Below are 25,407 nucleotides of genomic sequence, written 5' to 3'. Positions count from 1 at the left end.
TATCTTCACACTTATGAAGCATTCCTTTCAGAATTTTCTGAGGCGGAAAGGGGACGGGGCACCGTGACCTCCACCACCCCCGTCACCCCTGACGACTCCGCGCCCTCAGCGCCCTCAGCGCCCTCAGCGCGCTCTAAGCCCTCAGCGCCCTCCCTGTCCCCCACCGCTGCCGAGTCCTCCGCGGTCAAGCCGGGGCCCCTGCGGAGACAACGCGACTACCGGCTCCTGCTCTCCGCCCGTGCCGTCACCGAGACCGGCACGGAGATCTCCCGGCTCGCGGTACCACTGACCGCCGCCGTCCTGCTCGGCGCGTCCCCGGCCCAGATGGGCATGCTCACCGCCGCGACCTCCCTGCCCTACCTGCTGATCGGTCTCCAGGCGGGTGCCCTCGCCGACCGGCTGAGGCGGCACCGGCCGGTCATGGTCGCCTGTGACACGGTCTCGGCCGTCGCCATGGCCACGATCCCCGCGGCCTGGATCACCGGGTCGCTGAGCGTGCCGTGGCTGATCGCGGTGGCGTTCGTCGTCGGCACCTGCTCGGTGATCTTCCGAGCGGTCAACTTCCCGCACCTGGTCACGGTGGTCCACGAGAGTCAGCGGACCGAAGCCCTCGCGGGTTTCCAGTCGGCCTTCGCCGTGGCGACCGTCGCCGGACCCGGTCTCGCCGGACTGCTCGTCCAGCTGATCACGGCGCCGTTCGCGCTCCTGGTCGACGCGGTGTCGTTCCTGGCCTCGGCGTTCCTGATCAGATCGATCAAGGCGCCGGAGAACCACACCCCCGCTCCCCGGCGCGGCATGTGGACCGAGATCCGCGAGGGCCTGGCCACGGTGGCCGGGCACCCGACGCTCCGCGCGCTCTGCGGCGCCGGTATCACGATCAACTTCTTCGGCAGCGCCTACATGGCACTGTTCGTGATCTACGCGCTCAACGAGCTCGGCCTGGCCGGAGGGCTGGTCGGCGCCATCACCGCCTTCTTCGGCGTCGGCGGCCTGCTCGGCGCGGCCGTCGTCTCGCGCCTGACCGGACGGTACGGCGAGAACCGCGTACTGGCCTGCTCCGTACTGCTCTTCCCCGTCGACTTCGTGATCGTCGCGCTCACCTCAGGACCGGTGTGGCGCAGCTTCCTTCTCCTGGCCGTCAGCGCGGTGATCTCCGGCGTGGCCGTCGTGGCCTTCGCCGTCTGCATGGGCGCCATCACCCTGCGCGAGACCCCTGCCGAACTGCGCGGCCGGGTCAACGCCACGCAGGCCTTCATGATCCAGGGTGTCCTCACCCTCGGCGGTCTCGCGGGCGGCCTCTCCGGTGAACTGCTCGGACTGCGCCCGGTGTTCTGGATCTCTGCGGCCGGGGTGCTGACCGCGGCCGCGTGGATCTGGCTCTCCCCGCTGCGCCACCCCTCCGCCCCCCGAACCCGATGACCTCACCCTCCCCCTGACTCGCCTTCCAGAGCCCGCGGAAGACCTCACCACCAGGTGGGCGGGTGCTCGCCCCTCTCCGGAGGCGGGCTCGACCAGTACGGCGACACACCGTCGATCGTTCCCGGCGCCCGGAGATAGGTCAGACGGCCGAAGGCGCTGTCCATCTCCTCGATCATGCCGGTGACATCGGGCTCCGGCGTGACCGCTCCGTCGACCCGGCCGAGGTCGTCCAGCCATCGCGCGGTCCGGGCCAGGGAGAGCTCCACCCGCCAGGAGCCCCCCTCGGCGGATCGGCGGAGCAGTGCGGCCATCGCGCCGAAGGCGGCCAGGTAACCGGTGGCGTGGTCGAGGACCTGGGCGGGCAGCGGCCGGGGCCGCGCTCCGTCGCCGCCCTCGTGAGCGATGCCGCACGCCATCTGCACCAGGCTGTCGAACCCGCGCCTGCCCGCCCACGGCCCCTGCCCCCCGTACGCCGAGACGTCGACGCACACGATCCCCGGCCTGATCTCCGCCAGCCTCCGGGGGCCGAACCCCAGCGCCTCGAGAGCCCCGGGACGGTAGGACTGCACGAGCACGTCGGCCCCCGCCACCAGGTCGCGCAGTGCGGCGCGCCCGGCCGGGGTCCTCAGGTCGAGATGACAGGAGCGCTTGCCGAACGCGGTGCCGACCACCAGCCCCGGCACCTCGGGAAGGTGCCCGGCACCCACCCGGAGCACCTGGGCACCGTGGGCGGCCAAAGTGCGGGTCGCCACCGGTCCGGCGATCACCCTGGTCAGGTCGAGCACCCGCACCCCGTCGAGCGCCCGCCCTTCCCCGCCTTTCGAGGCGCCGGTCCTCGCACCGCCCCGGGCTCCGACCCGGGTCAGGTGGACCGGCGGTGACGCGGCGACCGCCCGTGACTGCGGATGCCCACGCCACCCGGCGTGGTCGCGCATGGCGGCGGCGCATCCTCCCGCGGCCGTCACCGCCTCCTCGACCTCAACGGCGCCACGGCTCGCGCAGGCGCGTTCGACGGCGTCCCCGTCCGCCCCCTCGGGCAGTCCGAGCGCCGCGAGGGCCGCGTCACGGTGATGGTCGAAGTTGCAGTGCAGCCGAACCCAGCCGTCGGCGGTGCGGTAGTCACCGGAAAGGGGCGCCCACGGATCCACGGCCGCTCCGTCGATCCTGAAGTGGCGCTCGTCCAGGAAGGCGATCGCCGCCTCCCGCACGTCCACGGCGGCCCGGCTTCCGCCTCCTCTGAGCGCGGCCGCCGCCCCGGTGGCGGCCCCGACGGCGACGGCGGCGGCGGTGCCCACCCGGAAGACGGAGGGCAGTACCGGATCGTCCCCGCTCACCCGTACCGGCGGCAACTCGACGCCCACCTCCCCCGCCAGCTCGCGAATACGCTCTTCGACCACGCGATCCCCGCTCTCACGACGTCCTGGGCCGTCCTTTCTCCCCATCCTCAGTCACGCCGCCCGGCTTGGCCACGTCTACCGCCCACTGTCCACAGAATCCCGTTCGGTCCATCTCCGCCGCGGCACGGGTCTTCATGCTTGCCGACATGAAGACCGTCCACCCCGTGGGGCTGCGAGCCCTGCTGTGCTCACTGGTCCTGGCCACACCGGCTGGCGCCCACCGCGTGACCTCCCTCGCACCCCCCGTAGACGCGACCGGCCGCGCATATGGCACGGCGGCTCCCATGAGCACCCCCGCGACCGCCCGCACGGCCGCGCACGGCCACGCGGGAACGACACCCCCCGCTGGAGCACCCGTCACCTCCCCTTCCGGGGAGTCCGCTTCCATGGCTCCAGGGGGATCCCGTGCCAGGAAGTCCGCTCCCCCTTCCGGAGGGTCCCCTCCTTCTGAGTCCTCCCTCTGGGAATGGCCGCTCAGCGGACGGCCACGGGTGCTCAGGGGCTTCGCGCCACCCGCCCAGCCGTGGCTGGCCGGTCACCGGGGCACCGACCTCTCCGCGTCTCCCGGAGCCGAGGTGCGCGCCGCGGGAGCGGGAACGGTCGGTTACGCCGGGCCGCTCGCGGACCGGGGCGTGGTGACCGTGCTCCACCCCGGTGGCCTGCGGACCACCTACCTGCCCGTCCAGGCCTCGGTGCGGCGCGGGCAGGCGGTGGCCGTCGGCGAGGTGATCGGCACCCTTCAGGACGCCCCCGGGCACTGCCCCGCCACCTGCCTGCACTGGGGCCTGCTCCGTGACCGCGCCTATCTCGACCCGTTACTCCTCCTCGGCCACGGCCAGGTCCGCCTGCTTCCCGTGTGGCCCGCCCCGCCCCCATGACCCCACCGAGACCGCGCTGACCGTCACCATCGGCCGGAAGCCACCCGGCCCACCCCGCTCCCATGACCCCACCGAGAAGAGGGCTTCACCCGCCGGGAGGGCGGTCGGGGCGGAGACGCCAGCCCCGGGAGACGCGTTCGACGTAACCCGCGGCGGCCAGACCTCCGAGGCAGGAGAGCACGGTCTCCAGGTCGACGCCCGCGGCGACGGCTATCGTGGCGGGCCCCACACCGACCCGGGTGGGCATGACCTCGACGACCTTCCGGCTCTCGGGGTCGAGCCGATCTCGGGGAAGCACCGGGCCGCGCGGCTCCGGGGCCAGGTCGGTGCCCATCGTTCCGACGAGCTCGATCACCTCTTCGGGACCGGTGACGCAGGTGGCCCTGCCCTGGCGGATCAGCCGATGACACCCCACGGAGAACTCCGAGGTCACCGGGCCCGGCACCGCGGCCAGATGACGGTTGAGCGCGATCGCGTGTCCGGCGGTGTTGAGCGCCCCGCTTCGCACGGCCGCCTCGACGACCACGGCGCCCCTGGTCAGGGCCGCGATGAGGCGGTTTCTGATGAGAAACCTCGGCCTGGTCGGGTGCGCGCCCATGGGGCACTCGCTGACCAGCACCCCCTGCGACCGGATGGCGGCGAACAACTGCTGGTGCGCGCTGGGATAGGCGACGTCGGCGCCGCAGGCGAGCACGGCGACGGTCGGCCCCTCACCGGCGAGGGCACCCCGGTGGGCGGCCCCGTCGATGCCGTGCGCACCGCCGGAGACGACCCCCCACCTTCGCTCGCTCAGCCCCGCTCCGAGCTCCGCCGCCACGTGCGCGCCATACGGCGTGGCGGCTCGGGAACCGACGACCGCGACGGATCTGAGGCAGGAGAACCGCAGGTCGGCGTCACCGTGGAGCCAGAGGGCGTGGGGCCGGGAGTCTCCCAGGTCGTCCAGCTGGGTCGGCCATTCGGAATCACCGGGAGTCACCAGCCTCGCCCCTATCCGCTCGCCCTCGGCCAGGTCGCGCCCAGGGTCGGCCGTCCTCAGCCTGGCCGCCCAGGAGGCGACCGCCCTGTCGATCCTGGCCGCGAGCCGCCCATCCCGCACCGCCCCCGAGCCGTCACCCGCCTCAGAGCACTCGCCTTCGGGGCGACCGCATTCGGAGCGACCGCCGAACAGGACACCGCCGGACGGGACACAGCCGGATGGGGCACCGCCGGATGGATCGAGCCTCCCGACCGATAGGCCGGTGACCCCACCCGGCGAGCCGAGGTTGCCGGCAGGTGAGCGGGGGCCTCCAGAACCGGGGCCTCCAAAAGCCGAGCCGGGCTCTGCAACCGATGGACCGAGAACTCCAAAACCGAGGTCTCCGGCCGACGCACCGAGGTCTCCGACCGGTGGACCGGGGTTTCCGGCCGGGCGGCCGTGGGCGTCGGCGAACCATCGGGTGAGATCCACGCCCGCGGCGCCCTCGCGGATCAGGGCGACGGCGGCCTCGGGACCGCGTAGGGCCACGAGGGCGCCCATCACGGTGTCGCCCGGCTCGGCCAGGCGCATCAGGGTGAGTCGTGCCAGTCTGTCGCTCATCGTTCCTCCCCCAGCCAGAGCCCGAGCGCGGACTGGGTCTCGTGGAGCTCCGGCCGATCCTTGTCCGCGAGATCGGCGAGGGTCCAGGCCACCCGGAGAATCCGATCGAGGCCCCGGGCGCTCAACCGGCCGCTGTCGAGATGCCCGAGCAGCGGGGACATCGCCACTGCCGGTGGCCGGTATTCGGTATGGAGGGCACGGGCGGGCATCTCCGCGTTGCAGCGCCACGGCGTGTTCGCGAACCGCTTGGCGGCCCGCTCACGCGCGAACAGCACCCGCTCGGCCACCACCCGGCTCGGCTCGATGAACCGGCGGTCGGCGAGAAGCTCGCGCCTGGTCGAACGGAACAGGCCGACCTTGATGTCCACCCGGTCGAGCAGCGGGCCGGAGAGCCGGGCGAGATAGCGGCGGCGGGCCGCGGGAGCGCACGCGCACGGGTCGTCCGGGGTGGAGGGCCGCGCGCACGGGCACCTGTTGGCCGCCAGCACCAGCACGAACCTGGCGGGGAAGGTCACCGTGGCCAGCGCCCGGGAGACCGTCACCTGCCCCGATTCGAGCGGCTGTCTGAGCGCGTCGAGAACGGTCGTCGAGAACTCGGGGGCCTCGTCCAGGAAGAGCACCCCCCGATGAGCCAGCGAGACGGCCCCAGGGCGGATCATCCCACTGCCCCCGCCGATGACGGACGCGACGGTCGCGGTGTGGTGGGGCGCCACGAACGGCGGGCGGACCAGCAGGGGACGGTCCTTGGGCAGCACACCGGCGACCGAGTGGATCGCGGTCACCTCCAGCGCCTGGTCCCGCTCCAGGGTGGGAAGCAGAGTCGGCAACCGCTCGGCGAGCATGGTCTTTCCCGTCCCCGGAGGACCGAGCATCCAGAGGTTGTGCCCGCCGGCGGCGCAGATCTCCAGCGCGCGACGGGCGAGAGGTTGCCCGGCGACGTCTCCCAGATCGGGGACGTCACCGGACTCCTCCCCCGCACCGCAGGCGTCTTCGGGGCCCGCCGCTCCGGGAAGTCCCCGCGGGGCAGGACCCTCGGCCCTCGAATCGCGATCCGCGGCACCGGCCCCGCCTCCCCCGCCCCCACCGGAACCGGCTCCTCCAGAACCGGGCGGGAGGCCCCCTACCGGCCCTTCGGTCCGCAACCAGCTCACCAGCGCGCTCAGCGTGGTCGCCGGAACCACGGTCACCCCCGGCACGAGACCGGCCTCGGCGGCGTTACGAGCCGGAACGACGACGGTGCGGGCACCGGCGGCGACGGCCGCCAGCACGGCGGGGAGCACGCCCCGCACCGGCCTGATCGAGCCGTCCAGGCCCAGCTCGCCCAGGAAGAACGGCTCGGCGACCCTCGCCGCGGGCACGAATCCCGCCGCCGCGAGCAGGGCCATCGCGATCGCGACATCGAACAGGCTTCCGCGTTTGGGCAGGCTGGCGGGGAACAGGCTCACCGTGATCCGGGAGTCTGGCCAGGCGTATCGGCTGTTGACCAGCGCGGAACGGACCCGGTCGCGGGCCTCGCTCAGCGCGGTGTCGAGCATCCCGATGAGGTGGAGACCCGCCACTCCGCTGCCGACATCGGCCTCGACCTCGACGAGACGGCCGGTCACCCCGACCAGGGCCACACAGCGCGTGCGCGCGACGGCCACTCACCTCACCCCCCGAGGGGAGCGAACGATCCATGACAGGCCGGGAGCCTCCGGAGCCCCTGAGAGTCGGGGAGGCATCAGCACACCCCCCGCTCGTGGCGGACGACGAAATCCCCGGCGAACCGCTCCAGGGCGACGACATCGACGCGGATCGCCTCGAACCGGCACCGGTCCTCACACTCGGCGAGCCATCTGGCCGCGAGTCTGCGCAGGCGGGAGATCTTCGCGTCCGTGACCGCCTCGAAGGCGGTGCCGTGACTGCGACCCGAGCGGGTCTTCACCTCCACCGCGACGAGCGTGTCCCCTTCTCGGGCGACGACGTCGATCTCCCCGTCGGGGCACCGCCAGTTGCGATCCAGAATCTGCAGGTCGTGTGCGAGCAGATAGTCGACGGCGAGCTGTTCGCCGTGTTTGCCGAGCTCGTCCTTCGCGGCCATGGAACCACCTCCGGTTCCAGACCTTCGCTCAGCTCACCGCACCGTCGAGGAACCGAATGCGGATCTGTGGAAAACCGGCCGGGCAGCGCGCACGCCTGTGGACAACCTCTCGTGTCCGCTCGGTCACGTACGGCGCCTCAGGCCGCTCGGCTGCCCTCATCTGTCCTCAAGAGCCCTCTGAGCCTCAGGAGCCCCCTGGAGCCCTCGACCTTTCGTGGGCGAACCCCCTCAAGGCCGTCGAGGAAAGCCGCTCAGGAGGAGAAACCCTCCTTCGGCATCTCCAGGTCGGGCTTGGCGAGCTCCTCGACGTTCACGTCCTTGAAGGTCACCACACGGACGTTCTTGACGAACCTCGCCGGGCGGTACATGTCCCAGACCCAGGCGTCCTGCATCTTCACGTCGAAGAACACGTCACCGTTCTCGGCGGTGCGCACGTCAAGATCGACGGAATTGGTGAGATAGAAGCGCCGCTCGGTCTCCACGACATAGGTGAAGAGGCCGACAACGTCGCGGTACTCACGGTAAAGCTGCAGCTCCATCTCGGCTTCGTACTTTTCGAGATCCTCTGCGCTCATACCGGTCCTCCTGTTAAACGCCCACCCCGGCCCGCCCGATCAGACGGCACCGGCCCCCACTTCATTCTCACCCATCACCTCGCCCGCTCCTGACCGCGCCACCGTCGAGAACGAGAAGCGGTGATCCGGACACGGGCCGTAGGTTCTGAGAGCCCTGCGATGGTCGGCGGTGCCATACCCCTTGTGCACGGCGAAGCCGTACCGGGGATGGCGTTCGTGCAGCGCCACCATCATCTCGTCCCGCGTCACCTTGGCCACGATCGAGGCCGCGGCGATGCAGGCCGCCACCTGATCTCCCTTCCACACGCCCAGCGACGGTGCGGGCAGGCCGGGGACGGGAAACCCATCGGTCAGAACGTAGCCGGGGTGACAGGGTAGTCGCGCCACCGCCCTGCGCATTCCTCCGATGTTGGATCTGTGCAGCCCTTGGGCGTCGATCTCACCCGGCGGGATCACCACCACGCTCACCGCCCGCGCGGTCGCCGTGATCCGCTCGTACAGCGACTCGCGCCGGGAGGCCGTGAGCAGCTTGGAGTCGTCCAGGCCGTCGATCCGGCCGCCCAGCACCACGGCGGCGACCACCAGCGGCCCCGCACAGGCGCCTCGACCGGCCTCGTCGACCCCCGCCACGGGACCGAGCCCGCGGCGGCCGAGAGCCCGCTCGTAGCCGTACAGTCCCGAATCCCGCCGGACCACGCTGGGTCTGGGGCGAAACGCGACCGTCATGGCACCACGGGTAGCACAGCGACCATGACCAGAGAGTACGCCCCCTACGGGGCATTCGGTACCGCTATCTCACCTTCAGGAAGCTGTCCGGTCTGCTGAGAACGGCGGCCCTGGAGAACGGCCAGTAGATCGCGACGGCACGGCCGATGACGTCACTCTCGGCGACCGTCCCCTCCCCCAGCCTCTCCTCGTGGGCACGCGAGTCGGCGGAGGCGGTGCGGTGATCGCCCATCACCCACAGCCGCCCCTTGGGAACGACCTTCTCGAACGACTCCCCCGAGGGGAAGTCGTCAGGGTGGAGATAGGAACCCTCTTCGAGCGGCACCCCGTTGACCGTGATCCGCTTCTTGGCGTCGCAGCACTTCACCGTGTCACCGCCGACCGCGATGACCCGCTTGATGGTGTCCTCGCTGTTCCAGCCCTTGAAAACGACAAGATCGCCGCGCTCGGAGTCACCGTGCAACTTGTTGACGACCACCCGGTCGCCCACCAGAAGGGTGTTCTCCATCGACTCGGACGGGATGTAGAACGACTGGAAGACGAAGACCTGCAGCAGCAGCGCCACCACCACCCCGCACACCAGCAGGAACAGTGACTCGCGCAGGCCACCGCCCTTACCGTTCTTCTTTTTCTTCTCAGCCTCGGGTTCGACGGTCATGAGATCCCGCTACCGCCTTGAGAGCAGGCGACGACGCCACAGCACCAGCGGCACGGCTCCCGCGAAACCCGCGAGGAGCGGTGTCGCCCCTCCCACGGCCGCGGCCGCCTTGAGGGCCGGTTGGCCGAAGATGTCGGGAATGGGAAGGGTCGTGGCCCTGGAGAACGGCCACACGATCACGAAGGCCCGGCCGATCACCTTGTCCACCGGGATCGTCCCGCCACCGGGGTCGCCGAGGTGGGAGCGGGAGTCGAGGGACACCATCCGGTGGTCGCCCATCACCCACAGGCGGCCCGCACCGACCTTGGCCTCGAAGAAGCTCTGGGACGGCACGTCGCCCGGGTAGAGGTAGTCCTCGTCGAGGGGAACCCCGTTGACCGTCACCCTGCCCTTGTCGTCACAGCACTTCACGGTGTCACCGGGGACGCCGATGACCCGCTTGATGTAGTCCTTCTCACCGGGAACCACCCCGAAGGCGGTGCCGACCCAGCGGAAGAACCCCGCGACCGGGTTGGACGGCTCCTCGATGGAAACCTCGGGGTCCCAGGAGTCGACCCCGGAGAAGACCACCACGTCGCCGCGCTCGATGTCACGGACGTGGTAGACGAGCTTGTTGACCAGCACCCGGTCGTTCGTGAGGAGGGTGTTCTCCATCGACTCCGATGGGATGTAGAACGCCTGGATCACGAAGGTCTTGATGACGAGGGCGAGCACCAACGCCACGACGACCAGGACGGGCAACTCCTTCCAGAAGGAGCCCTTCTTCTTGCCTTTGCCGTCCTCGGCGCTCTTCTGAGTGTCTTCGGCGACCACGTCCACCTCGTCCTCGACAGGTCGACGCGAAACCGCGCCGTACTCCCGGTCTTCGCTAGTCATCGCTGACGAGCCTAGATGATGGGCGGTACCAAGTGCTTGAGTGACGGGGTACCGCATAGCCATGCGTATTGCCATAGGAGGTCAAACCTCCTTACATGCGACTGGCCCGCTCCCCGGTGAAGGGGGCACGGGCCAGGCCGACGGGCGCTGACGCGCCTAGCGGGCTTCGCGCTTCTCGCGGATGCGGGCGGCCTTGCCGCGCAGGTCACGCATGTAGTAGAGCTTGGCGCGGCGGACGTCGCCACGGGTCACCAGGACGATCTTCTCGATGACCGGGCTGTGCACCGGGAAGGTCCGCTCGACGCCCACGCTGTAGCTGACCTTGCGGACGGTGAAGGTTTCACGGGAGCCGCCGCCCTGACGGCGCAGGACGAAACCCTTGAAGACCTGGACACGGGACCGGCTGCCCTCGATGACCCTGACGTGGACCTCAAGAGTGTCACCGGGCCGGAAGTCCGGGACGTCGGTGCGGAGCGAGGACTTCTCAAGCTCGCTGATCAGCGTGTGCATGGCAGTGGTACCTCATTTACGAACGCACCCGGAGGTCCATCCGGCCGCGGCGGAGCGGCGTCGCGATGGACACGCGTGCTGAAGTGGACTATGTCTCGGGACTGGCCGGCCGACCGGCCGCGATGAAACCGGTCTGGGGACCGGATGGGCAGTCGGCGGCAACGCTTCAGTCTGCCATATTTTCCCGACCGACCGGAAATCAACCGGTCAGAGCGGCCGGACCGGCCTGGCCCGCCTCGGGCGGCTCCAGCTCCGCCAGGACCCGCCTGTCGTGCTTGTCCAGGCTCTCAGGGTCGAGCGCCGCCAGGAGTTCGGGCCGGTTTCTCGCGGTACGGCGCAGCGCCTGGTCGCGCCGCCACCTGGCGATCTTCCCGTGGTGCCCGGAGAGAAGGATCTCCGGCACCTCGTGCCCCCGCCACTCGGGCGGTTTGGTGTAGACGGGGCCCTCAAGGAGGTTCTCCATCGCGCCGGGCGCGAAGGAGTCGTCCACCGCCGAGTTGACGTTGCCGAGCACGCCCGGCAGCAGCCGCCCGACGGCCTCGATCATCACCAGCACCGCCACCTCACCCCCGGCGAGCACGTAGTCGCCGACGCTGACCTCGTCCACGCGCATGCGGGCGCCGTACTCGGCCATCACCCGGGAGTCGATGCCCTCGTAGCGGGCCGGGGTGAACAGCAGCCACGGCTCGGCGGCGTACTCCATCGCCAGCCTCTGGGTGAAGGGCACGCCGCTGGGGGTCGGCACGATCATCCTCGGGACTCCGGCCGGGCCCGAGGCGAGGACCGCGTCGAGGGCCTCCCCCCACGGGCCGGCCTTCATCACCATGCCGGGACCACCGCCGTAGGGGGTGTCGTCCACGGTGCGGTGCACGTCGTGGGCGTGGTCGCGGAGCTGGTGGAGGTGGACGTCGAGGATGCCGCGCTCACGGGCCTTGCCGATGAGGGAGACGTCGAGGGGGGCGAAGTACTCGGGGAAGATGGAGATGACGTCGACCCGCATGTCAGACCATCTCGTCCGGGTCGAGCAGTCCGGCGGGGGCGTCCACGACGAGGACGCCCTTGGCGAGGTCGATCTCCGGGACCAGCGCCTTGACGAACGGCACGTAGACCTCGGCGCTCCCGGCGCCTCCGGCACCCCTGGCCCCCGGCTTCCCGCGCCGTACGACGAGCAGGTCCTGGCCGTGGTGGAGCACGTCGGACACCTCTCCCACCGGCTCGCCGTCCGGCTTGACCACGGTGAGGCCGATGAGCTGGTGGTCGTAGAACTCGTCGGGATCCTCGGGTGGCGGGATGTCGTCCGAGTCGATGACGAGCATGGTGCCGCGGAGCTCCTCGGCCCGGTCGCGGCCGGTCACGCCCTCGAACCTGACCAGCAGGATCCCGGAGTGCCAGCGGCGGGACTCGACGACCAGCGGGCCTGTCGACGCGGGGTCCGTGGCCAGTGCGGTGCCCGGGGCGAAGCGCCTGTCCGGCTCGTCGGTGCGCACCTCCACGGACACGTCCCCGCGGAGTCCGTGCGGGCGGCCGATCCGGCCTACGACGAGCTGCACGCCCGCCTCCTCACGTAATGGTGTCTGTGAAAAACGGACGGGCCACCCACGCTGGGCGGGTGGCCCGTTCGCTCGATGGACGCGTCTCGCCGGCTAGCGGGCCTCGTTCAGGTCGAGAAGATCGACCCGGACGTACTTGCCGTCACCAAGGGCGTTCACGACCGTGCGAAGCGCCTTGGCCGTCCGACCGCCGCGGCCGATGACCTTACCGAGGTCCTCGGGGTGGACCCGGACCTCAAGCACACGCCCGCTGCGGATGCGGCGAGCGTGAACCTGGACGTCGTCAGGATGCTCGACGATGCCCTTCACCAGGTGCTCGAGGGCCTCCTCGAGCACCTCAGGCCTCGCCTTCCGGCTTCTCCTCGGCGGCCGCGGTGGGCTCAGCCGGGGTCTCGGCGGCGGCCTCTTCGGCCTTGGGGGCCTCGGCCTTGGGAGCGGCCTCCTCAGCCTTGGGAGCCGACTTGCGGGTCGACTTCTTCGGCGTGGTGGCGGCCTCCAGGGAGAGCGACTCCTTGGCCGCGGCCTCGTAGACGGCGTGACGGTCGGCCTTGGGCTCGGCGACCAGGAGCGGGGCCGGAGCCGGCTCGCCCTTGAACTTCTGCCAGTCGCCGGTGAGCTTGAGGAGCTTGAGCACGGGCTCGGTCGGCTGCGCGCCGACACCCAGCCAGTAGGCCGCCCTGTCGGAGTCGACCTCGATGCGCGAGGGGTTCTCCTTCGGGTGGTACAGGCCGATCTCCTCGATCGCCCGGCCGTCACGCTTGGTGCGGCTGTCGGCGATGACGATGCGGTACTGCGGGTTGCGGATCATGCCGAGCCGCTTGAGCTTGATCTTGACTGCCACTGGTGTGGTCTCTCCTGCATTAGAGCGTGGGTGAGCGGCGTCTCATCGAGTGGGGCACGAGGAGAGGACCGTCCAAGGGACAGGCATGGCACGCGGGAGTGAGAGGGCAACCGCGTGTCACGATGTTCCAACATGTCATTGTGCCAGACGTGCGGGGGTGCCCTGCCAACTCGCGGCCATCCGGTACGGCGGCCGGAGGGCAAATCTCGGTAATCCCCGTGTGTCCGGGCCCTCCTCCGGGGCGGCCTGGTGCGCTAAATGGCCGCCGTGGCAACCACCCTCAGATCCCTGCTGCTGACCGCGACCGGATCCATCGCCGTGCTGGGCACGGTGCTGGCCATCAGGGCGACGACTCCGGCGGGCCAGGCCGACGTGTTCCCGGCGCCCGTCTCGTCCCCCACCGGCGGCTCTGCCGACAGCTCCGCCAGGACCTTCGCAGGACCTTCGGGAGCCGCGGAAAGCCCGGAGAGCCGGGGAGCGCCCACCTCACCGGTGATCCCGGTCCCGCTGGAGGACTCGGCCCCGCTGGGGCTTCTGCCCCCGTGGGGTATCCCGATCCCACCGGGGGCACCCGCGCGCGTCGCGTCCCCGCCGTCCTGGCCGTCCCTGGCACCCCCGCTCTCGCCGTTGGCGCCCGTGCCGCTCCCCCCGCCGTTCCCGCTGCACTCACCGCGCGAGGGGGAGGCCGGGGCGCCGAGGTGGGAACACTATCTGGGGCGTACCCCGAGGAGTTCGAGCACGGCGACGAGGATGAACCCCCCGACGATGATCACCCAGATCCACCTGGCGCGCGCGTGGAAGCCGTCGTCGCTCATTTCTGGCCGGGGAACTTGAACTTCGAGGGGTCGAAGCCCGGCGGCAGCTCCATGCCGGGCGGCAGCTGCTGCCGGGAGCCCAGCTTGCCGAGGAGTCCGTTGCCCGCGGAGGGCGCGGGCTCGTCGGCCTTGCCGGGGGCGGCCTTGCCGAGCGCCGCCTTGCGCGGGTCTCCGCTGACCCTGCGCCCCTTGGCCGCCTTCTTCTGCGCGGCCTTGCCACCCTTGCGACCACCCGGCATGCCGGGGATGCCCATGCCGCCGGCCATCCGCTTCATCATCTTCTGGGCGTCGAAGAAGCGGGTGACCAGGCCGCTCACCTCGGTCACCGTCACGCCGGAGCCCTTGGCGATGCGGGCTCGGCGAGAGCCGTCGATCATCTTCGGGTTGTGACGCTCGGCGGGGGTCATCGAGCGGATGATGGCGGCGATGCGGTCGAGGTCGCGGTCGTCGACCTGGTTGAGCTGATCACGCATCTGCCCCATACCGGGCATCATCCCGAGCAGGTTCTTGATGGGGCCCATCTTCTGGACCATCATCATCTGCTCAAGGAAGTCTTCCAGGGTGAAGTTCTCGCCCGAGGTGAGCTTGCTCGCCATCTTGGCGGCTTCGGCCTCGTCGAAGGTCTTCTGGGCCTGCTCGATCAGGGTGAGGATGTCACCCATGTCGAGGATGCGCGACGCCATCCGGTCGGGGTGGAAGGCGTCGAAGTCCTCGAGCTTCTCACCGGTGGAGGCGAACATGATCGGCCTGCCGGTGATGTGGCGGACCGACAGGGCGGCGCCACCGCGGGCGTCGCCGTCGAGCTTGGTCAGCACGACGCCGTCGAAGCCCACGCCCTCCATGAATGCCTGGGCCGTGGAGACGGCGTCCTGGCCGATCATGGCGTCGACGACGAACAGGACCTCGTCGGGCGAGACCGCGTCGCGGATGTCGGCCGCCTGCTTCATCAGCTCCTGGTCGATGCCCAGGCGGCCCGCGGTGTCGATGATGACGATGTCGTGCTGCTGCCGCTTGGCGTGGTCGATCGACTGACGGGCCACCGCGACCGGGTCGCCGACGCCGTTGCCCGGCTCGGGCGCGTAGACCGCGACGCCCGCGCGCTCGGCCACGACCGAGAGCTGCTGGACGGCGTTGGGCCGCTGGAGGTCGGCGGCGACGAGCAGCGGCGTGTGGCTCTGTTCCCGCAGCCAGCGGGCGAGCTTGCCCGCCAGGGTCGTCTTGCCCGCGCCCTGCAGGCCCGCGAGCATGATGACGGTCGGCGGGTTCTTCGCGTAGCGAAGCCGCCGGGTCTCACCGCCGAGGATCTCGATGAGCTCGTCATTGACGATCTTCACGACCTGCTGCGCCGGGTTCAGCGCCTGGGAGACCTCGACGCCGCGGGCGCGCTCCTTGACCTGGGCGACGAACGCCTTGACCACGGGCAGCGCGACGTCGGCCTCGAGCAGCGCGATGCGGATCTCGCGGCAGGTCGCGTCGATGTCGGCGTCGGACAGCCGACCCTTGGATCGAAGGGAGGAGAAGACCGATGTCAGCCGGTCGGAAAGCGTCTCGAACACGTGATTGGCCAGCCTCTGCGCTACAGGTCTGCGACTCGACCTCCCAGCCTATCCGCTGGGAGGTGCGACTGACGCCCTCCCTCGGTCAGCGACCCCAGCCGGGGACGGCCATCCGCATGGTGAGCGCGTGCTCGACAAGCGTGATGAGCGTGGCCTTCACCGCGTCGCGCGAGCGGGCGTCGGTCCGGGAGATGGGGATGTGAGGCGCGAGTGTCAGAGCCTCGCGTACCTCCTCCTCACCGTGGAGGTAGGTGCCGTCCCAGCCGTTGACCGCGACGACGAAGGGGAGTTTGGCCTCCTCGAAGTAGTCGATCGCCGGGAAGCTGTCGGCGAGCCGCCGGGTGTCGACGAGCACGATCGCGCCGATCGCGCCGCGCACCAGGTCGTCCCACATGAACCAGAACCGGTGCTGACCCGGCGTACCGAACAGGTACAGGATCAGGTCACGGTCCAGCGAGACACGACCGAAGTCCATCGCGACCGTGGTGGTCGTCTTGTTCGGTGTGAGGCCGAGGTCGTCGATCCCGGCGCTGGCGTCGGTCATCACCGCCTCCGTGGTCAGCGGCAGAATCTCCGACACCGCCCCCACGAAGGTGGTCTTGCCGACACCGAATCCACCGGCGACGACGATTTTCGTCGATGTCAGGCCGCCGCCGCGGCTAGAGCCTGCGAAGTCCACTGAGCACCCTTTCCAGCAGGTTGAGATCCGGCTTACCCGCGTCCAGCTGCGGCTGGTGGATCTGCACCAGGCCCTCGGCGGCCATGTCGGCCACCAGGATCCGGGTCACGCCGAGCGGGATGCGGAGCATCGCGGAGATCTCAGCGACCGAACGCACTTGCCGGCACAGGCCGCTGATCGCCTGATACTCCGGGGTGCGGGTGGATAAATCATGATGTATGGAGGTCGCCGAGGAGACCAGGGCCTCCAGGGCGAGTTGGGTCCGGGGGGCTGTGCGCCCCCCGGTCACCGCATACGGACGGACGAGGGAGCTCTGCTCCGACGGCGCCGGGTGCATGAGATGCGAAGGAGCGCCCTGATTCCGGTAGGGGTCGTCCATCGATTGATAGGGACCGCCCTGTTGCCGATGGGGGTCGTCCATTGATTGATAGGGATACCCGCCGTGCGGGTCTCCCTCACCGATCCAGCCACGGCCTGCCACGGCAGCCTCCTCGCGTCATCGCCGTTACCGTGAATGGGAAGACTGCAGCTCAGCGCGAACGGCAGGAGTCAGCACCTGGCCCGCCCGCTCGACGAGCATCGTCATCTGGTAGGCCACCAGTCCCATGTCACAGTCAGCGGCGGCCAGCACCGCCAGACAGGAACCGTCACTGATCGACATGATGAGAAGCAGCCCTCGCTGCATCTCCACCACGGTCTGGGTGACCGCTCCGCCCTCGAAAACCCGGGACGCCCCCTGGGTCAGGCTGATCAAACCCGCCGCTACCGCGGCCAACTGGTCGGCCCTGTCCCTGGGGAATCCATCCGAATACGCCAACGGCAGACCGTCTGCTGACACGACGACCGTGTGCGCCACACCCGGGACGTTGTTCACAAAGTCAGTGATCAGCCAATTGACCCCCCGGGCGGCCTGGCTCATTTCGCGCACGTGTCATCCTCCTTGGCGACCATGATGAGCTCGCTCACCGGTCCTCCTTGTTTCCTTCAACGTCCCGGCCGAAGTCGGGATACGGCCGCCCGTCTCCGGCTCCGCCCCTGGCGGCCGCGCGCCCCTGCCGTACTCCCTGCTGGAAGCTCGCCAGTCTGTTGCGCACCGCCTCCGGGGAGATCGTCGGCCGGTGCACGGGAGCTTGGGGTGCCGCGCTCAGGTCGGGCGCGGCCGTACCGGGTACCAGGTTCGCCTTGGGCACCCGCTTGGGCAGCCCGGAACCGGTGATCCCCCCGAGTGAGGGTTCGCTGGCGGCCTTGGCCGCCTGCCAGCCCACGTCGGCGGGCGACGACCAGCCGTTCCCCTGGGAGGGGGCGGCCGGCTGCGAGAGCTGGACGGTCTCGTGGGCGACCTGGGTCTCGGGGGCCGCCTCGGCCCGTTCCTGAACGGCCGGAGCCGGCTCGACCTTCCTGAACCAGTCGGACTCGACGGCCGCGAAGATCGGCAGGAACTCCTCCTTCGCCTCTTCCATGGGCGAGGAGTCGGGGATCACCGGCAGCGGGCCGGTGTTGTCCGCCGGGTCGAAGACGCGCCGCCCGAACGGTCCGGAGTCGCCGGTGGACGGCCATCCCCCGGAGTCGCCGCGCGAGGCGGCCGACCAGACGTCGGAGCCGCTGTCCCTGCTCTGCTGCCCGCCGGGCCAGACGGGGGCGTCGCCACGCGCGGGTGCGCTCTGGCCCGCCGACCACGTCCCCACCTCGCCACGGGTGCCGCCCCGTCCCTGCCACCCCGGGGGGTCGGGCTGGGAGACGTTCGGCCAGCCGTTGGGATCGGCGCCGGGCGGCGGTACCTGTCCCGGCCAGGGGGTGTCGACGGGCGCCTGCCCGAACTGGCCGCCTCCGAGGGGAGGCTGCGAGGCGTCGAAGGAGTTGAACTGCTGCCCCAGGTCGAAGGAGGCGAACGAGTTCTGGTGGGCGGCCTCGAACGAGGCGAAGGAGGGTATCGGGGGGGCCGCGGGGCTGGCCAGCACGGGCGGGCGGTCCATGGAGGCCATCGACCCCGCCCAGTCGCCGCTCTGCATGCCACCGGGAGGTCCGCCCGGACGGTTGGCGACGGCGAGCAGGTTCTCCGGGAGCAGGACCATCGCGGTCAGACCGCCACTGTCCTGCTGCCTGAGCTGGACGCGGATGCCGTGCCTCAGGGCGAGGCGGCCGACCACGAACAGGCCCATCCTGCGGGAGACGGAGACGTCCACCACCGGTGGGTTGGCCAGTCGCCAGTTGGCCTGGGAGAGCTCCTCGGCGGTCATGCCGATGCCGATGTCGGTCACCGAGACCATCACCCCGCCGCCGTCGATGCGGTTGCTGGAGACGATGACCTTGGTCTCACGCGGGGAGAAGGAGATCGCGTTCTCCACGAGCTCCGCGATCAGGTGGACGACGTCGTTGACGGAGGTGCCCGCCACGGACACTCCCGCGGACAGCTGCAGGTCGACCCGCTCGTAGTTCTCGACCTCCGACAGCGAGGCGCGGACCACGTCGATGAGCGGGACCGGCTGGCTCCACCGGCGGGCGGGCTCCTGGCCCGCGAGGACGAGGAGGTTCTCGGAGTTGCGGCGCATGCGGGTGGCGAGGTGGTCGAGGCGGAAGAGGCTGCCGAGCCGGCCCTCGTCCTGCTCGCCCTGCTCCAGGCTCTCGATGAGGGAGAGCTGGCGCTCGACCAGGGTCTGGCTGCGCCGGGAGAGGTTGACGAACATCGAGTTGACGTTGCTCCGCAGCGTGGCCTCCTGGCCCGCCAGTCGCACGGCCTCGCGGTGGACCTCGTCGAAGGCCCGGGCCACCTCACCGATCTCGTCGTCGGAGGCGACGCCGATCGGGGTGATGTCGGTGGTCGAGACCTCGCCGCTCTCGCGCATGGTCTGGACGGTCTCGGGAAGACGCTGGCCGGCGATGGACAGCGCCTCGGTGCGGAGCCTGCGCAGCGGCCTGACCAGCGAGCGCGCCATGACGGCGGTGATGATCAGGACCAGGAGGAGCAGCAGTCCGCTCAGCCCGGCGGCGATCAACGCGCCGCGCTGCTCGGTCGCCTGCAGGACCTCGCTCTGCATGATGAGGGCGCCGGCGACCTCTTCCTCCACCGTGCGCATGCGCTCGACGACGTGGTTCGAGGCGTCGAGCCAGGTCGCCTGGTCGGTGAGCGCGCTTTTCGAGACGTCGACGTTCCTCAGCGGCTGGCCGTTGAGCGCCATGAAGACGGCGCGGGCGCGCATCGCCGCCGCGCGGTCCTTCTTCTGGCCGCTGACCGTGTCGTCGTAGAACTGGCGCTGTTCGACCGACGCCTCGGAGCGGAAGGTCGCGAGCTCTCCGTCGAACTGCGCGCGGGCGGCCAGCATGGCGTTGAGGCCCTCGGCGCTGAACCCCCTGACGGCGAGGGCGACGGCGAGGTTCGCCCGCTCCCTGGACACCTGTTCCTTCGCCCTCGCCAGCGCGGCGAACGCGACCGCGCCACCGGCGAGCTCCTGGTCGGAGACGCCCTGGATGATCTCGTCGTGCAGGGCGAGCAGGTCGGCGATGGTACGGGAGTACATGGCGATCGTGGGCTGGGCCGGCAGCTGGGTGTTCTCCCCCGAGGCCAGTTCGCGCACGCTCTTGATCTCGTCGATGCGACGGCGGATCTGGGTGAGCTCGGTCTCGCCCCGGGTGCCGAGGGTCTCCAGCAGACCGCTGTCGGCCATCGCGGCGTTGACGCGGGGGCTCACCTGCCCGACGGCCTCGTCGACCTCTTCGTACTGCTTGCGCAGGTTCGGCTTGCCGGTGGACGGACGGCCCTGCGCCACGAACCTGGCCGACAGGTCTCGCTCAAGCTGCAGCTCGTCGACCAGGTCGCTGAGACCCGCCGTGAGCTCGGCGGTGGTGCGCACGCGCTCGTAGTCGGCGGCGCTGCTGATCGAGCCGGTGACCCGCAGGCCTCCCAGCACGATCGCGGCCACCGTGGGAACGACGATGAGCGCGATGAGCCGCGACCTCACCCGCCAGTTCTTGAGCGCTAGCTTGCTGCCGTTTCTCGCGGACTCCTCGGAGTCGCGACCGTCGAGGTCCTGACCCGGGCCGCTCCGCGGCCGCCCCCCCTGGTTGTCGAATCCCAGGGCAGGTGCCGGCCCGGATTCGCGTTCGCTGGGGATTGACGCTGTCCTCACTGGCCTCCGCTGCCTCTCCTCGGATCGTCTGCTTGGAGGGGATCGCGTCACGCAAATGATGTGCGAGTGACGCCGACGCATCCATGGGGTAGGGGTTATTGGAGCACAGCCGGATCAGTTCGGCCAACAGCACATAACTCGCATTCTTCACTTAACGGGTACACAGCACCCGTAACCGGGCGACGACTCTCCGCCCTGTAACCACAAACTTCCACAAAGTTGCCAAACAGATTTATTGACATCTTTCGCTATGCCCGCTACATCCGCTCACCCGGTTGATTGATACGCATGTGACAACCGAGACAGCTATGACCGCTTTGTGGCTTCGGGGCGATAGGGGCGAAAGAGGCGATATTTGTAATTTGACTGATCTACTCCGCTACTCTGATCCGCGGTCGGCATACCCCCCTTTGACCAACATGCCTCCCGGGACCCTCTCCATGTCGCCCGTTGAGTTATCGCGAGTTCCGGCAGGGGCGGTCAAACGCAGCTAAGGAGACCCATGAGGTTCAAACTTGCGAGCCGGGCCGTCGTCGCAGGAGTGGCCGCGGCCCTCGTGCTCACCGCCTGCGGAGGATCTGACACCCCCACTGACACCACCGCGGCGAACGCGGGTGGCCTGGAGAAGACCAGCCTCAAGATGGGGGCGCTGCCGATTCCCGACTCCGCCGCACTCTACATCGCCAACAAGAGGGGGTTCTTCAAGGAGGAGGGGCTCACCGTCGACATCGAGCCGGTGCCCGGCGGCGCCCAGGCCCAGCAGGGCCTCATCGGCGGCAGCCTGGACGCCACGCAGACCAACTACGTCTCCACCTTCCTCGCCGTCTCCAAGGGCCAGAAGATGAAGATCATCTCTGACCTCTACCAGGCCGCCCCCAACTCCTTCAACCTCATGGTGCCGAAGGACTCCACGATCAAGACGCCGGCGGACCTCAAGGGCAAGAAGATCGCGGTCAACAGCAAGCAGAACATCGGCACCCTGGCGGTGACCACGGTGCTCAAGACGCACGGCCTCACCGAGAAGGACGTGGAGTTCGTCGAGTTCCCCTTCCCCGAGATGGGGGCCCAGCTGGCGAGCGGGGTCGTCGACGCCGCCTGGATGACGGAGCCCGCCCTCACCGCGTCGCAGAAGGTCATCGGCGCCCAGAAGCTCGCCGACACGATGGTCGACTCCACCGCCGACTTCCCCATCGCGGGAGTGGCCGTCACCGAGAAGTTCGCCGCCGACAACCCCAAGACGGTCGCCGCCTTCCAGCGGGCGATCGCCAAGGCCCAGCAGATCGCCGCCACCGACCGCAAGGCCGTCGAGGAGATCCTGCCGACCTACACCAAGATCGACGCGGCGACCGCGGCCGTCATCACGCTCGGGTCCTTCCCCACCAGCCTCGACGAGACCCGTCTGCAGCGGGTCGCCGACCTCATGCTTGAGCAGGGCTACCTCACCAGCCCCATCCAGGCCAAGTCCATCCTTCCCGGAAACCTCGGGTGACACGGCGCAACCCGCTCGACAACAGACTGCTCTGCGGCGCCCTCGGCGTCGCGGGGCTGTTCTGCGTCATGGAGGCGGCGGGCCGGGCCGAGCTGATCGACCCGCTCGCGTTCCCGCTCGCCTCCACGGTGCTCGTCCGGGCGGCCGCTCTCGTGACGGACGGGGAGTTCCTCTCCGACGTCGCCTCGACCCTCGGCGCGTGGGCGACCGGGCTGCTGCTCACGGTCGCGATCGCGGTGCCCGCCGGGTTCCTGCTCGGCAGCCTGCCCCGCGTGGAGAGCGCGCTGCGGCCGATCGTGGAGTTCCTGCGCCCGATCCCGTCGATCGCGCTGATCCCCCTCGCGCTCGCCGTGTTCTCCGACAGGTTCGACATGAAGGTCACCCTGGTCGTCTACGCGGCGACCTGGCCCGTCCTGATCAACACGATGTACGGCCTCAAGGACGTCGACCCGCTCGCCAAGGAGACGCTCCGCAGCTTCGGGTTCGGGAAGCCGGCCGTGCTGTGGCGGGTCTCCCTGCCGAGCACCGCGCCGTTCATCGCCACCGGTGTCCGGCTGGCGTCGGCGATCGCGCTCATCGTGGCGATCAGCACGGAGCTGATCGGCGGTGGCTCCGACGGCATCGGCAGCTACGTCCTGGAGAGCGCGGGCGCGGTGGACACGACGGAGTACGTCATCGCCGCCGCCATCTGGGCCGGTGTCATCGGGGTGGTCACCAACGGCCTGTTCGTGCTCGCCGAGCGGCGGCTCTTCCGCTGGCACACCGCCCGTACGGAGGTGGTGTGATGAACGGCGCGATGCGTGCCGTCGGCCGGCTGTGGCCGGTGCCTGTCGTCGTGCTGCTGTGGGAGCTGGTCACCCGCTACCTGGAGATGCTGAGTTTCCCTCCCCCGTCGCAGATCGCCGCGAGTGGATACACGATGTGGCTGACCGGCCCCGCGGAACAGCTCTGGCTCACCGACGCGGCGCTGGAGAACCTCCCGGCGAGCGTCGGCCGCCTGCTGGCCGGATGGGTGCTGGCCGGGATCGTCGGGGTCGGCCTCGGGGTCGCCCTGGGCCGCTCCCCGCTGCTCTTCCGTCTCGTCGATCCGCTCGTCCAGTTCGCCCGCGCCATCCCTCCCCCCATGCTGCTCGCGCTGTTCCTGGCGCTGTTCGCCATCGGCCCCCGGATGCAGATCAGTTTCATCGCGTTCGGCATCGTCTGGCCGATCCTGATCAACGCCTGCGACGGCGCCAGGCACGTCGACCGTCAGCACCTGGACACCGCGTGCGTCTTCGGGCTGTCGGGCCGCGAGCGACTGTTCCGGATCATCCTGCCCTCGGCGATGCCGAAGATCTTCGCCGGTCTCCGGGTCAGCCTGTCGCTCGCGCTGATCCTCATGGTGCTCTCCGAGCTGATCGGCAGCGTCGACGGGATCGGCTTCCAGCTCCTGGACGCCCAGAGGTCGTACGACTTCCCCGGCGTGTGGGCGACCATCGTGGTGCTCGGCGTCCTGGGATACGCGCTCAACTCGGCGTTCCTCGCGGCCGAGCGACGTGCCCTGTCCTGGCACCGATCCGCCAAGCAGACGACCTGAGGACCTGTTGTGCTCGAAATCACGAACCTGTCCCATACCTACGGCAGCGGTCCGAGCGCGCACAACGCGCTGGGCGGCATCAACCTGAAGGTCGCCCAGGGCGAGCTGGTGTGCGTCGTCGGCCCCTCCGGGTGCGGCAAGTCCACCCTGCTGCGCTCCATCGCGGGGCTGCTCCGGCCCAGCGGCGGCCAGGTCACGCTCAACGGCGCCCGCGTGGAGCGGACCCCCGACGATCTGGCCGTGGTGTTCCAGGACTACAGCCGGTCCCTGTTCCCCTGGATGTCGGTGGCCGACAACGTCTCGCTCCCGCTGCGCCGCAAGGGGCTGGACAAGCAGCGCCGCAGGCAGTCGGCGCTGGAGGCGCTGGAGGAGGTCGGCCTGCGGGGCGCCGCGGCCAAATACCCGTGGCAGCTCTCCGGCGGCATGCAGCAGCGGGTGTCCATCGCCCGTGCGCTCGCCTACCGGCCCGCCCTGCTGCTGATGGACGAGCCCTTCGGCTCCGTCGACGCCCAGACCCGCGAGGATCTGGAGGACCTCACCCTGCGGGTTCGCGGCCTGCACAACATGACGATCGTGCTGATCACCCACGACATCGACGAGAGCGTCTACGTCGGTGACCGCGTCGTGGTCCTGTCCAAGGCCCCCGCCGGGATCGTGGGCGACCTGCGCGTGGACCTGCCGGGCCCCCGCGACCAGATCACCACCCGCGAGCACCCCGACTTCGTACACCTGCGCGCCGAGGTCGGCCGTCTGGTACGCGGCATGCGCAGCCCGTCGGCCTCGACCACCTGAAGACGACACGACCTTCGGAAAAAAACGGCTCCCCCTCCGGCCCGCACCCCGGAGAAGAGAGGATTCTCATGAGCGACCCACAGGCACCGGTCTGGGATGCGATCGGCGGTGTATCCCGTTTCGCCGCCCTGGCCGCGATGGCCGAGCTGGGCTGCGCCGACCACCTGCGAGACGGCGCCCTCACCGTCGACGAGCTCGCGCTGCGCTGCGGCGCCGACGCGTCCGCGCTGGGCAGGGTGCTGCGCCAGCTCGCCTCCATGGGCATGGTCACGACGGTCGCGCCCGGCACGTACGAGCTGACCGAGGCCGGTGCCGTCCTCCGCGAGGACACACCCGGCTCGTTGCGCTCCGCCGTACGGATGATCGCCGAGGACGGCTTCTGGTACGGCATGGGCAAGCTCCCGCAGACCGTTCGCAGCGGAAAGTCGGCCTTCGTGGAGCGGCACGGCCCCCTCTACGAATACCTCGGGGCCCACCCCGAGGCGGGCGCGCTGTTCGACGACTACATGGTGGCCAGGGCACAGCCGTTCGCGGACGCGGTGGCCTCCCGCTACGACTTCTCCGGCCTGCGGACCCTGGTGGACGTGGCCGGCGGCAAGGGGCACATCCTGGCCGCGGTACTGAAGGAGTATTCAGATCTCAGCGGGGTGTTGTTCGACCGGGAACGCGTGGTCAGCGGGGCTCGGAGGTTCTTCGCCGAGGCCGGTCTTGAAGATCGGTGCAGTTTCGTCGAGGGCGACTTCTTCGTCTCCGTACCCGCCGACGCGGACGCCTACCTGCTGAGCAGCGTGATCCACAACTGGTCCGACGAGGACTCCGTACGGATCCTGCGCAGCATCAGGGAGGTCATCCCCGACGACGGCCGGGTGCTGATCGTGGAGTTCGTGGTCCCGGACGACGACCGGCCGCACATCAGCAAGGACGTCGACATGCGGATGCTCGCCCTTTTCGGCGAGGGGATGGAACGCAGCACCGACGAGTACGCGGAACTCCTGGGCAAGTCGGGTTTCCGGCTCAACCGGCAGATAGAACTCACCGCCGGTTCCTCCATCATCGAGGCTCTGCCGATGTAGGAATGCGAACGACGGCCGGTGGTGTGAGGTTCACGCCACCGGCCGTCGCTGTTTTGTCCGCCTTTCAGGTGGAACCTCTTCCACCCGCGACCGCCTTTCACCCGGGATCGTTTTCGCAGGCCGTTTTCGCGCGAGGCCGTTCCCATCCGGATCACCGTCATATGACCCGCCTTTCGCGCCGTCCGGCTTTCGTCCGGCGCCGTTTTTCGCACAAAAA

General features: G+C 69.9%; 26 protein-coding genes. 8 read left to right on the top strand and 18 right to left on the bottom strand.

Translation table 11 applies throughout. From position 1 onward, the window contains the following. Window positions 1-63 precede the first annotated feature (63 nt). Window positions 64-1,419: an MFS transporter gene (locus tag AB0B90_RS26090; protein ID WP_362925209.1), complete on the top strand. Its 1,356-nt coding sequence runs from the start codon at window positions 64-66 to the stop codon at window positions 1,417-1,419. Between the two features lie 44 nt (window positions 1,420-1,463). On the opposite strand, the gene AB0B90_RS26085 is transcribed toward AB0B90_RS26090, so the two are convergent. Then, window positions 1,464-2,816, bottom strand: coding sequence for a CoA transferase (locus tag AB0B90_RS26085; RefSeq protein WP_350948684.1), 1,353 nt, complete (start codon window positions 2,814-2,816; stop codon window positions 1,464-1,466). A gap of 491 nt (window positions 2,817-3,307) precedes the next feature. On the opposite strand from AB0B90_RS26085, the gene AB0B90_RS26080 reads away from it, so the two are divergent. Next, the gene (locus AB0B90_RS26080) at window positions 3,308-3,694 is read left to right on the top strand and encodes a M23 family metallopeptidase (RefSeq protein ID WP_350948685.1); all 387 of its coding nucleotides are present in this window, start codon (window positions 3,308-3,310) and stop codon (window positions 3,692-3,694) included. 85 nt (window positions 3,695-3,779) lie between these two features. Here the strand turns inward: AB0B90_RS26080 and dprA are convergent, their stop codons facing one another. The 12 genes from dprA to rpsP form a co-directional block, all read right to left on the bottom strand. After that, a complete protein-coding gene (dprA, locus tag AB0B90_RS26075) occupies window positions 3,780-5,270 on the bottom strand; it encodes a DNA-processing protein DprA (RefSeq protein ID WP_362925206.1) in 1,491 nt (496 codons plus the stop codon). Continuing rightward, entirely contained in the window at window positions 5,267-6,913 is a 1,647-nt protein-coding gene (locus tag AB0B90_RS26070) for a YifB family Mg chelatase-like AAA ATPase (RefSeq protein WP_362925204.1), read from the bottom strand. The genes dprA and AB0B90_RS26070 overlap by 4 nt, the downstream gene beginning before the upstream one ends. 77 nt (window positions 6,914-6,990) lie before the next feature. Continuing rightward, entirely contained in the window at window positions 6,991-7,350 is a 360-nt protein-coding gene (locus AB0B90_RS26065; protein WP_350948688.1) for a YraN family protein, read from the bottom strand. 251 nt (window positions 7,351-7,601) lie between these two features. Continuing rightward, window positions 7,602-7,925, bottom strand: a complete 324-nt coding sequence (locus AB0B90_RS26060) for a DUF2469 domain-containing protein (protein ID WP_350948689.1) — start codon at window positions 7,923-7,925, stop codon at window positions 7,602-7,604. A 39-nt stretch (window positions 7,926-7,964) separates the two neighbouring features. Next, a complete protein-coding gene (locus tag AB0B90_RS26055) occupies window positions 7,965-8,651 on the bottom strand; it encodes a ribonuclease HII (RefSeq protein WP_362897715.1) in 687 nt (228 codons plus the stop codon). A 64-nt stretch (window positions 8,652-8,715) separates the two neighbouring features. Further along, window positions 8,716-9,309, bottom strand: coding sequence for a signal peptidase I (gene lepB / locus AB0B90_RS26050; protein ID WP_350948691.1), 594 nt, complete (start codon window positions 9,307-9,309; stop codon window positions 8,716-8,718). Between the two features lie 9 nt (window positions 9,310-9,318). Then, window positions 9,319-10,185, bottom strand: a complete 867-nt coding sequence (gene lepB, locus AB0B90_RS26045) for a signal peptidase I (RefSeq protein WP_350948692.1) — start codon at window positions 10,183-10,185, stop codon at window positions 9,319-9,321. A 156-nt stretch (window positions 10,186-10,341) separates the two neighbouring features. Then, complete coding sequence (gene rplS, locus AB0B90_RS26040) at window positions 10,342-10,695, bottom strand: 50S ribosomal protein L19 (protein WP_350948693.1); 354 nt, start codon at window positions 10,693-10,695, stop codon at window positions 10,342-10,344. Window positions 10,696-10,894: 199 nt separating this feature from the next. After that, the gene (gene trmD, locus AB0B90_RS26035) at window positions 10,895-11,695 is read right to left on the bottom strand and encodes a tRNA (guanosine(37)-N1)-methyltransferase TrmD (RefSeq protein ID WP_350948694.1); all 801 of its coding nucleotides are present in this window, start codon (window positions 11,693-11,695) and stop codon (window positions 10,895-10,897) included. A 1-nt stretch (window position 11,696) separates the two neighbouring features. Beyond that, on the bottom strand, window positions 11,697-12,245 hold the full coding sequence (gene rimM / locus AB0B90_RS26030; RefSeq protein WP_350948695.1) for a ribosome maturation factor RimM: 549 nt from the start codon (window positions 12,243-12,245) through the stop codon (window positions 11,697-11,699). Window positions 12,246-12,338: 93 nt separating this feature from the next. Beyond that, complete coding sequence (locus AB0B90_RS26025; protein ID WP_329091253.1) at window positions 12,339-12,581, bottom strand: RNA-binding protein; 243 nt, start codon at window positions 12,579-12,581, stop codon at window positions 12,339-12,341. A 1-nt stretch (window position 12,582) separates the two neighbouring features. Further along, a complete protein-coding gene (rpsP, locus tag AB0B90_RS26020) occupies window positions 12,583-13,086 on the bottom strand; it encodes a 30S ribosomal protein S16 (protein WP_350948696.1) in 504 nt (167 codons plus the stop codon). Window positions 13,087-13,344: 258 nt separating this feature from the next. On the opposite strand from rpsP, the gene AB0B90_RS26015 reads away from it, so the two are divergent. Beyond that, entirely contained in the window at window positions 13,345-13,920 is a 576-nt protein-coding gene (locus AB0B90_RS26015) for a hypothetical protein (protein ID WP_362925200.1), read from the top strand. On the opposite strand, the gene ffh is transcribed toward AB0B90_RS26015, so the two are convergent. From ffh to AB0B90_RS25990, 5 genes are all read right to left on the bottom strand, one after another. Further along, window positions 13,898-15,457 (bottom strand): signal recognition particle protein, encoded by a 1,560-nt coding sequence (ffh, locus tag AB0B90_RS26010; RefSeq protein ID WP_350948698.1) that lies wholly within the window; start codon window positions 15,455-15,457, stop codon window positions 13,898-13,900. The two genes, AB0B90_RS26015 and ffh, sit on opposite strands and share 23 nt — an antisense overlap. 85 nt (window positions 15,458-15,542) lie before the next feature. Beyond that, window positions 15,543-16,103, bottom strand: a complete 561-nt coding sequence (locus AB0B90_RS26005) for an ATP/GTP-binding protein (RefSeq protein WP_031158879.1) — start codon at window positions 16,101-16,103, stop codon at window positions 15,543-15,545. A 13-nt stretch (window positions 16,104-16,116) separates the two neighbouring features. Further along, window positions 16,117-16,515, bottom strand: a complete 399-nt coding sequence (locus AB0B90_RS26000) for a DUF742 domain-containing protein (protein WP_362504964.1) — start codon at window positions 16,513-16,515, stop codon at window positions 16,117-16,119. A gap of 126 nt (window positions 16,516-16,641) precedes the next feature. Continuing rightward, on the bottom strand, window positions 16,642-17,055 hold the full coding sequence (locus AB0B90_RS25995) for a roadblock/LC7 domain-containing protein (RefSeq protein WP_326646986.1): 414 nt from the start codon (window positions 17,053-17,055) through the stop codon (window positions 16,642-16,644). A 43-nt stretch (window positions 17,056-17,098) separates the two neighbouring features. After that, a complete protein-coding gene (locus AB0B90_RS25990; RefSeq protein WP_350948700.1) occupies window positions 17,099-20,260 on the bottom strand; it encodes a nitrate- and nitrite sensing domain-containing protein in 3,162 nt (1,053 codons plus the stop codon). A gap of 502 nt (window positions 20,261-20,762) precedes the next feature. Between AB0B90_RS25990 and AB0B90_RS25985 the strand changes: the two genes are divergently transcribed. The 5 genes from AB0B90_RS25985 (at window position 20,763) to AB0B90_RS25965 (ending at window position 25,190) form a co-directional block, all read left to right on the top strand. Next, entirely contained in the window at window positions 20,763-21,749 is a 987-nt protein-coding gene (locus AB0B90_RS25985) for an ABC transporter substrate-binding protein (protein ID WP_350948701.1), read from the top strand. Further along, window positions 21,746-22,534 (top strand): ABC transporter permease, encoded by a 789-nt coding sequence (locus AB0B90_RS25980; protein WP_362925197.1) that lies wholly within the window; start codon window positions 21,746-21,748, stop codon window positions 22,532-22,534. The genes AB0B90_RS25985 and AB0B90_RS25980 overlap by 4 nt, the downstream gene beginning before the upstream one ends. Continuing rightward, the gene (locus tag AB0B90_RS25975; RefSeq protein ID WP_362925195.1) at window positions 22,534-23,325 is read left to right on the top strand and encodes an ABC transporter permease; all 792 of its coding nucleotides are present in this window, start codon (window positions 22,534-22,536) and stop codon (window positions 23,323-23,325) included. Before AB0B90_RS25980 ends, AB0B90_RS25975 begins: the two co-directional genes overlap by 1 nt. 9 nt (window positions 23,326-23,334) lie before the next feature. Then, window positions 23,335-24,117, top strand: coding sequence for an ABC transporter ATP-binding protein (locus tag AB0B90_RS25970; protein WP_350948704.1), 783 nt, complete (start codon window positions 23,335-23,337; stop codon window positions 24,115-24,117). 68 nt (window positions 24,118-24,185) lie between these two features. Then, window positions 24,186-25,190, top strand: coding sequence for a methyltransferase (locus AB0B90_RS25965; RefSeq protein ID WP_350948705.1), 1,005 nt, complete (start codon window positions 24,186-24,188; stop codon window positions 25,188-25,190). Window positions 25,191-25,407: the final 217 nt, after the last annotated feature.

The organism is Streptosporangium sp. NPDC049078 (genome assembly GCF_040648855.1).
Lineage (GTDB): Bacteria > Actinomycetota > Actinomycetes > Streptosporangiales > Streptosporangiaceae > Streptosporangium.
The sequence above is the reverse complement of the archived record's forward strand: the minus strand, read 5'-3'. Positions and strand labels throughout refer to the sequence as shown.

Excerpts from the sequence above, each read along its gene's own strand:
- AB0B90_RS26055 (WP_362897715.1), bottom strand. The coding sequence starts at position 8,651 with ATGACGGTCGCGTTTCGCCCCAGACCCAGCGTGGTCCGGCGGGATTCG.
- AB0B90_RS25965 (WP_350948705.1), top strand. The coding sequence starts at position 24,186 with ATGAGCGACCCACAGGCACCGGTCTGGGATGCGATCGGCGGTGTATCC.
- AB0B90_RS26060 (WP_350948689.1), bottom strand. The coding sequence starts at position 7,925 with ATGAGCGCAGAGGATCTCGAAAAGTACGAAGCCGAGATGGAGCTGCAG.
- AB0B90_RS26015 (WP_362925200.1), top strand. The coding sequence starts at position 13,345 with ATGGCCGCCGTGGCAACCACCCTCAGATCCCTGCTGCTGACCGCGACC.
- AB0B90_RS25975 (WP_362925195.1), top strand. The coding sequence starts at position 22,534 with ATGAACGGCGCGATGCGTGCCGTCGGCCGGCTGTGGCCGGTGCCTGTC.
- AB0B90_RS26000 (WP_362504964.1), bottom strand. The coding sequence starts at position 16,515 with ATGGACGACCCCTACCGGAATCAGGGCGCTCCTTCGCATCTCATGCAC.
- rplS (WP_350948693.1), bottom strand. The coding sequence starts at position 10,695 with ATGCACACGCTGATCAGCGAGCTTGAGAAGTCCTCGCTCCGCACCGAC.
- AB0B90_RS25985 (WP_350948701.1), top strand. The coding sequence starts at position 20,763 with ATGAGGTTCAAACTTGCGAGCCGGGCCGTCGTCGCAGGAGTGGCCGCG.
- lepB (WP_350948692.1), bottom strand. The coding sequence starts at position 10,185 with ATGACTAGCGAAGACCGGGAGTACGGCGCGGTTTCGCGTCGACCTGTC.
- dprA (WP_362925206.1), bottom strand. The coding sequence starts at position 5,270 with ATGAGCGACAGACTGGCACGACTCACCCTGATGCGCCTGGCCGAGCCG.
- trmD (WP_350948694.1), bottom strand. The coding sequence starts at position 11,695 with ATGCGGGTCGACGTCATCTCCATCTTCCCCGAGTACTTCGCCCCCCTC.
- lepB (WP_350948691.1), bottom strand. The coding sequence starts at position 9,309 with ATGACCGTCGAACCCGAGGCTGAGAAGAAAAAGAAGAACGGTAAGGGC.
- AB0B90_RS26065 (WP_350948688.1), bottom strand. The coding sequence starts at position 7,350 with ATGGCCGCGAAGGACGAGCTCGGCAAACACGGCGAACAGCTCGCCGTC.
- AB0B90_RS25995 (WP_326646986.1), bottom strand. The coding sequence starts at position 17,055 with ATGAGCCAGGCCGCCCGGGGGGTCAATTGGCTGATCACTGACTTTGTG.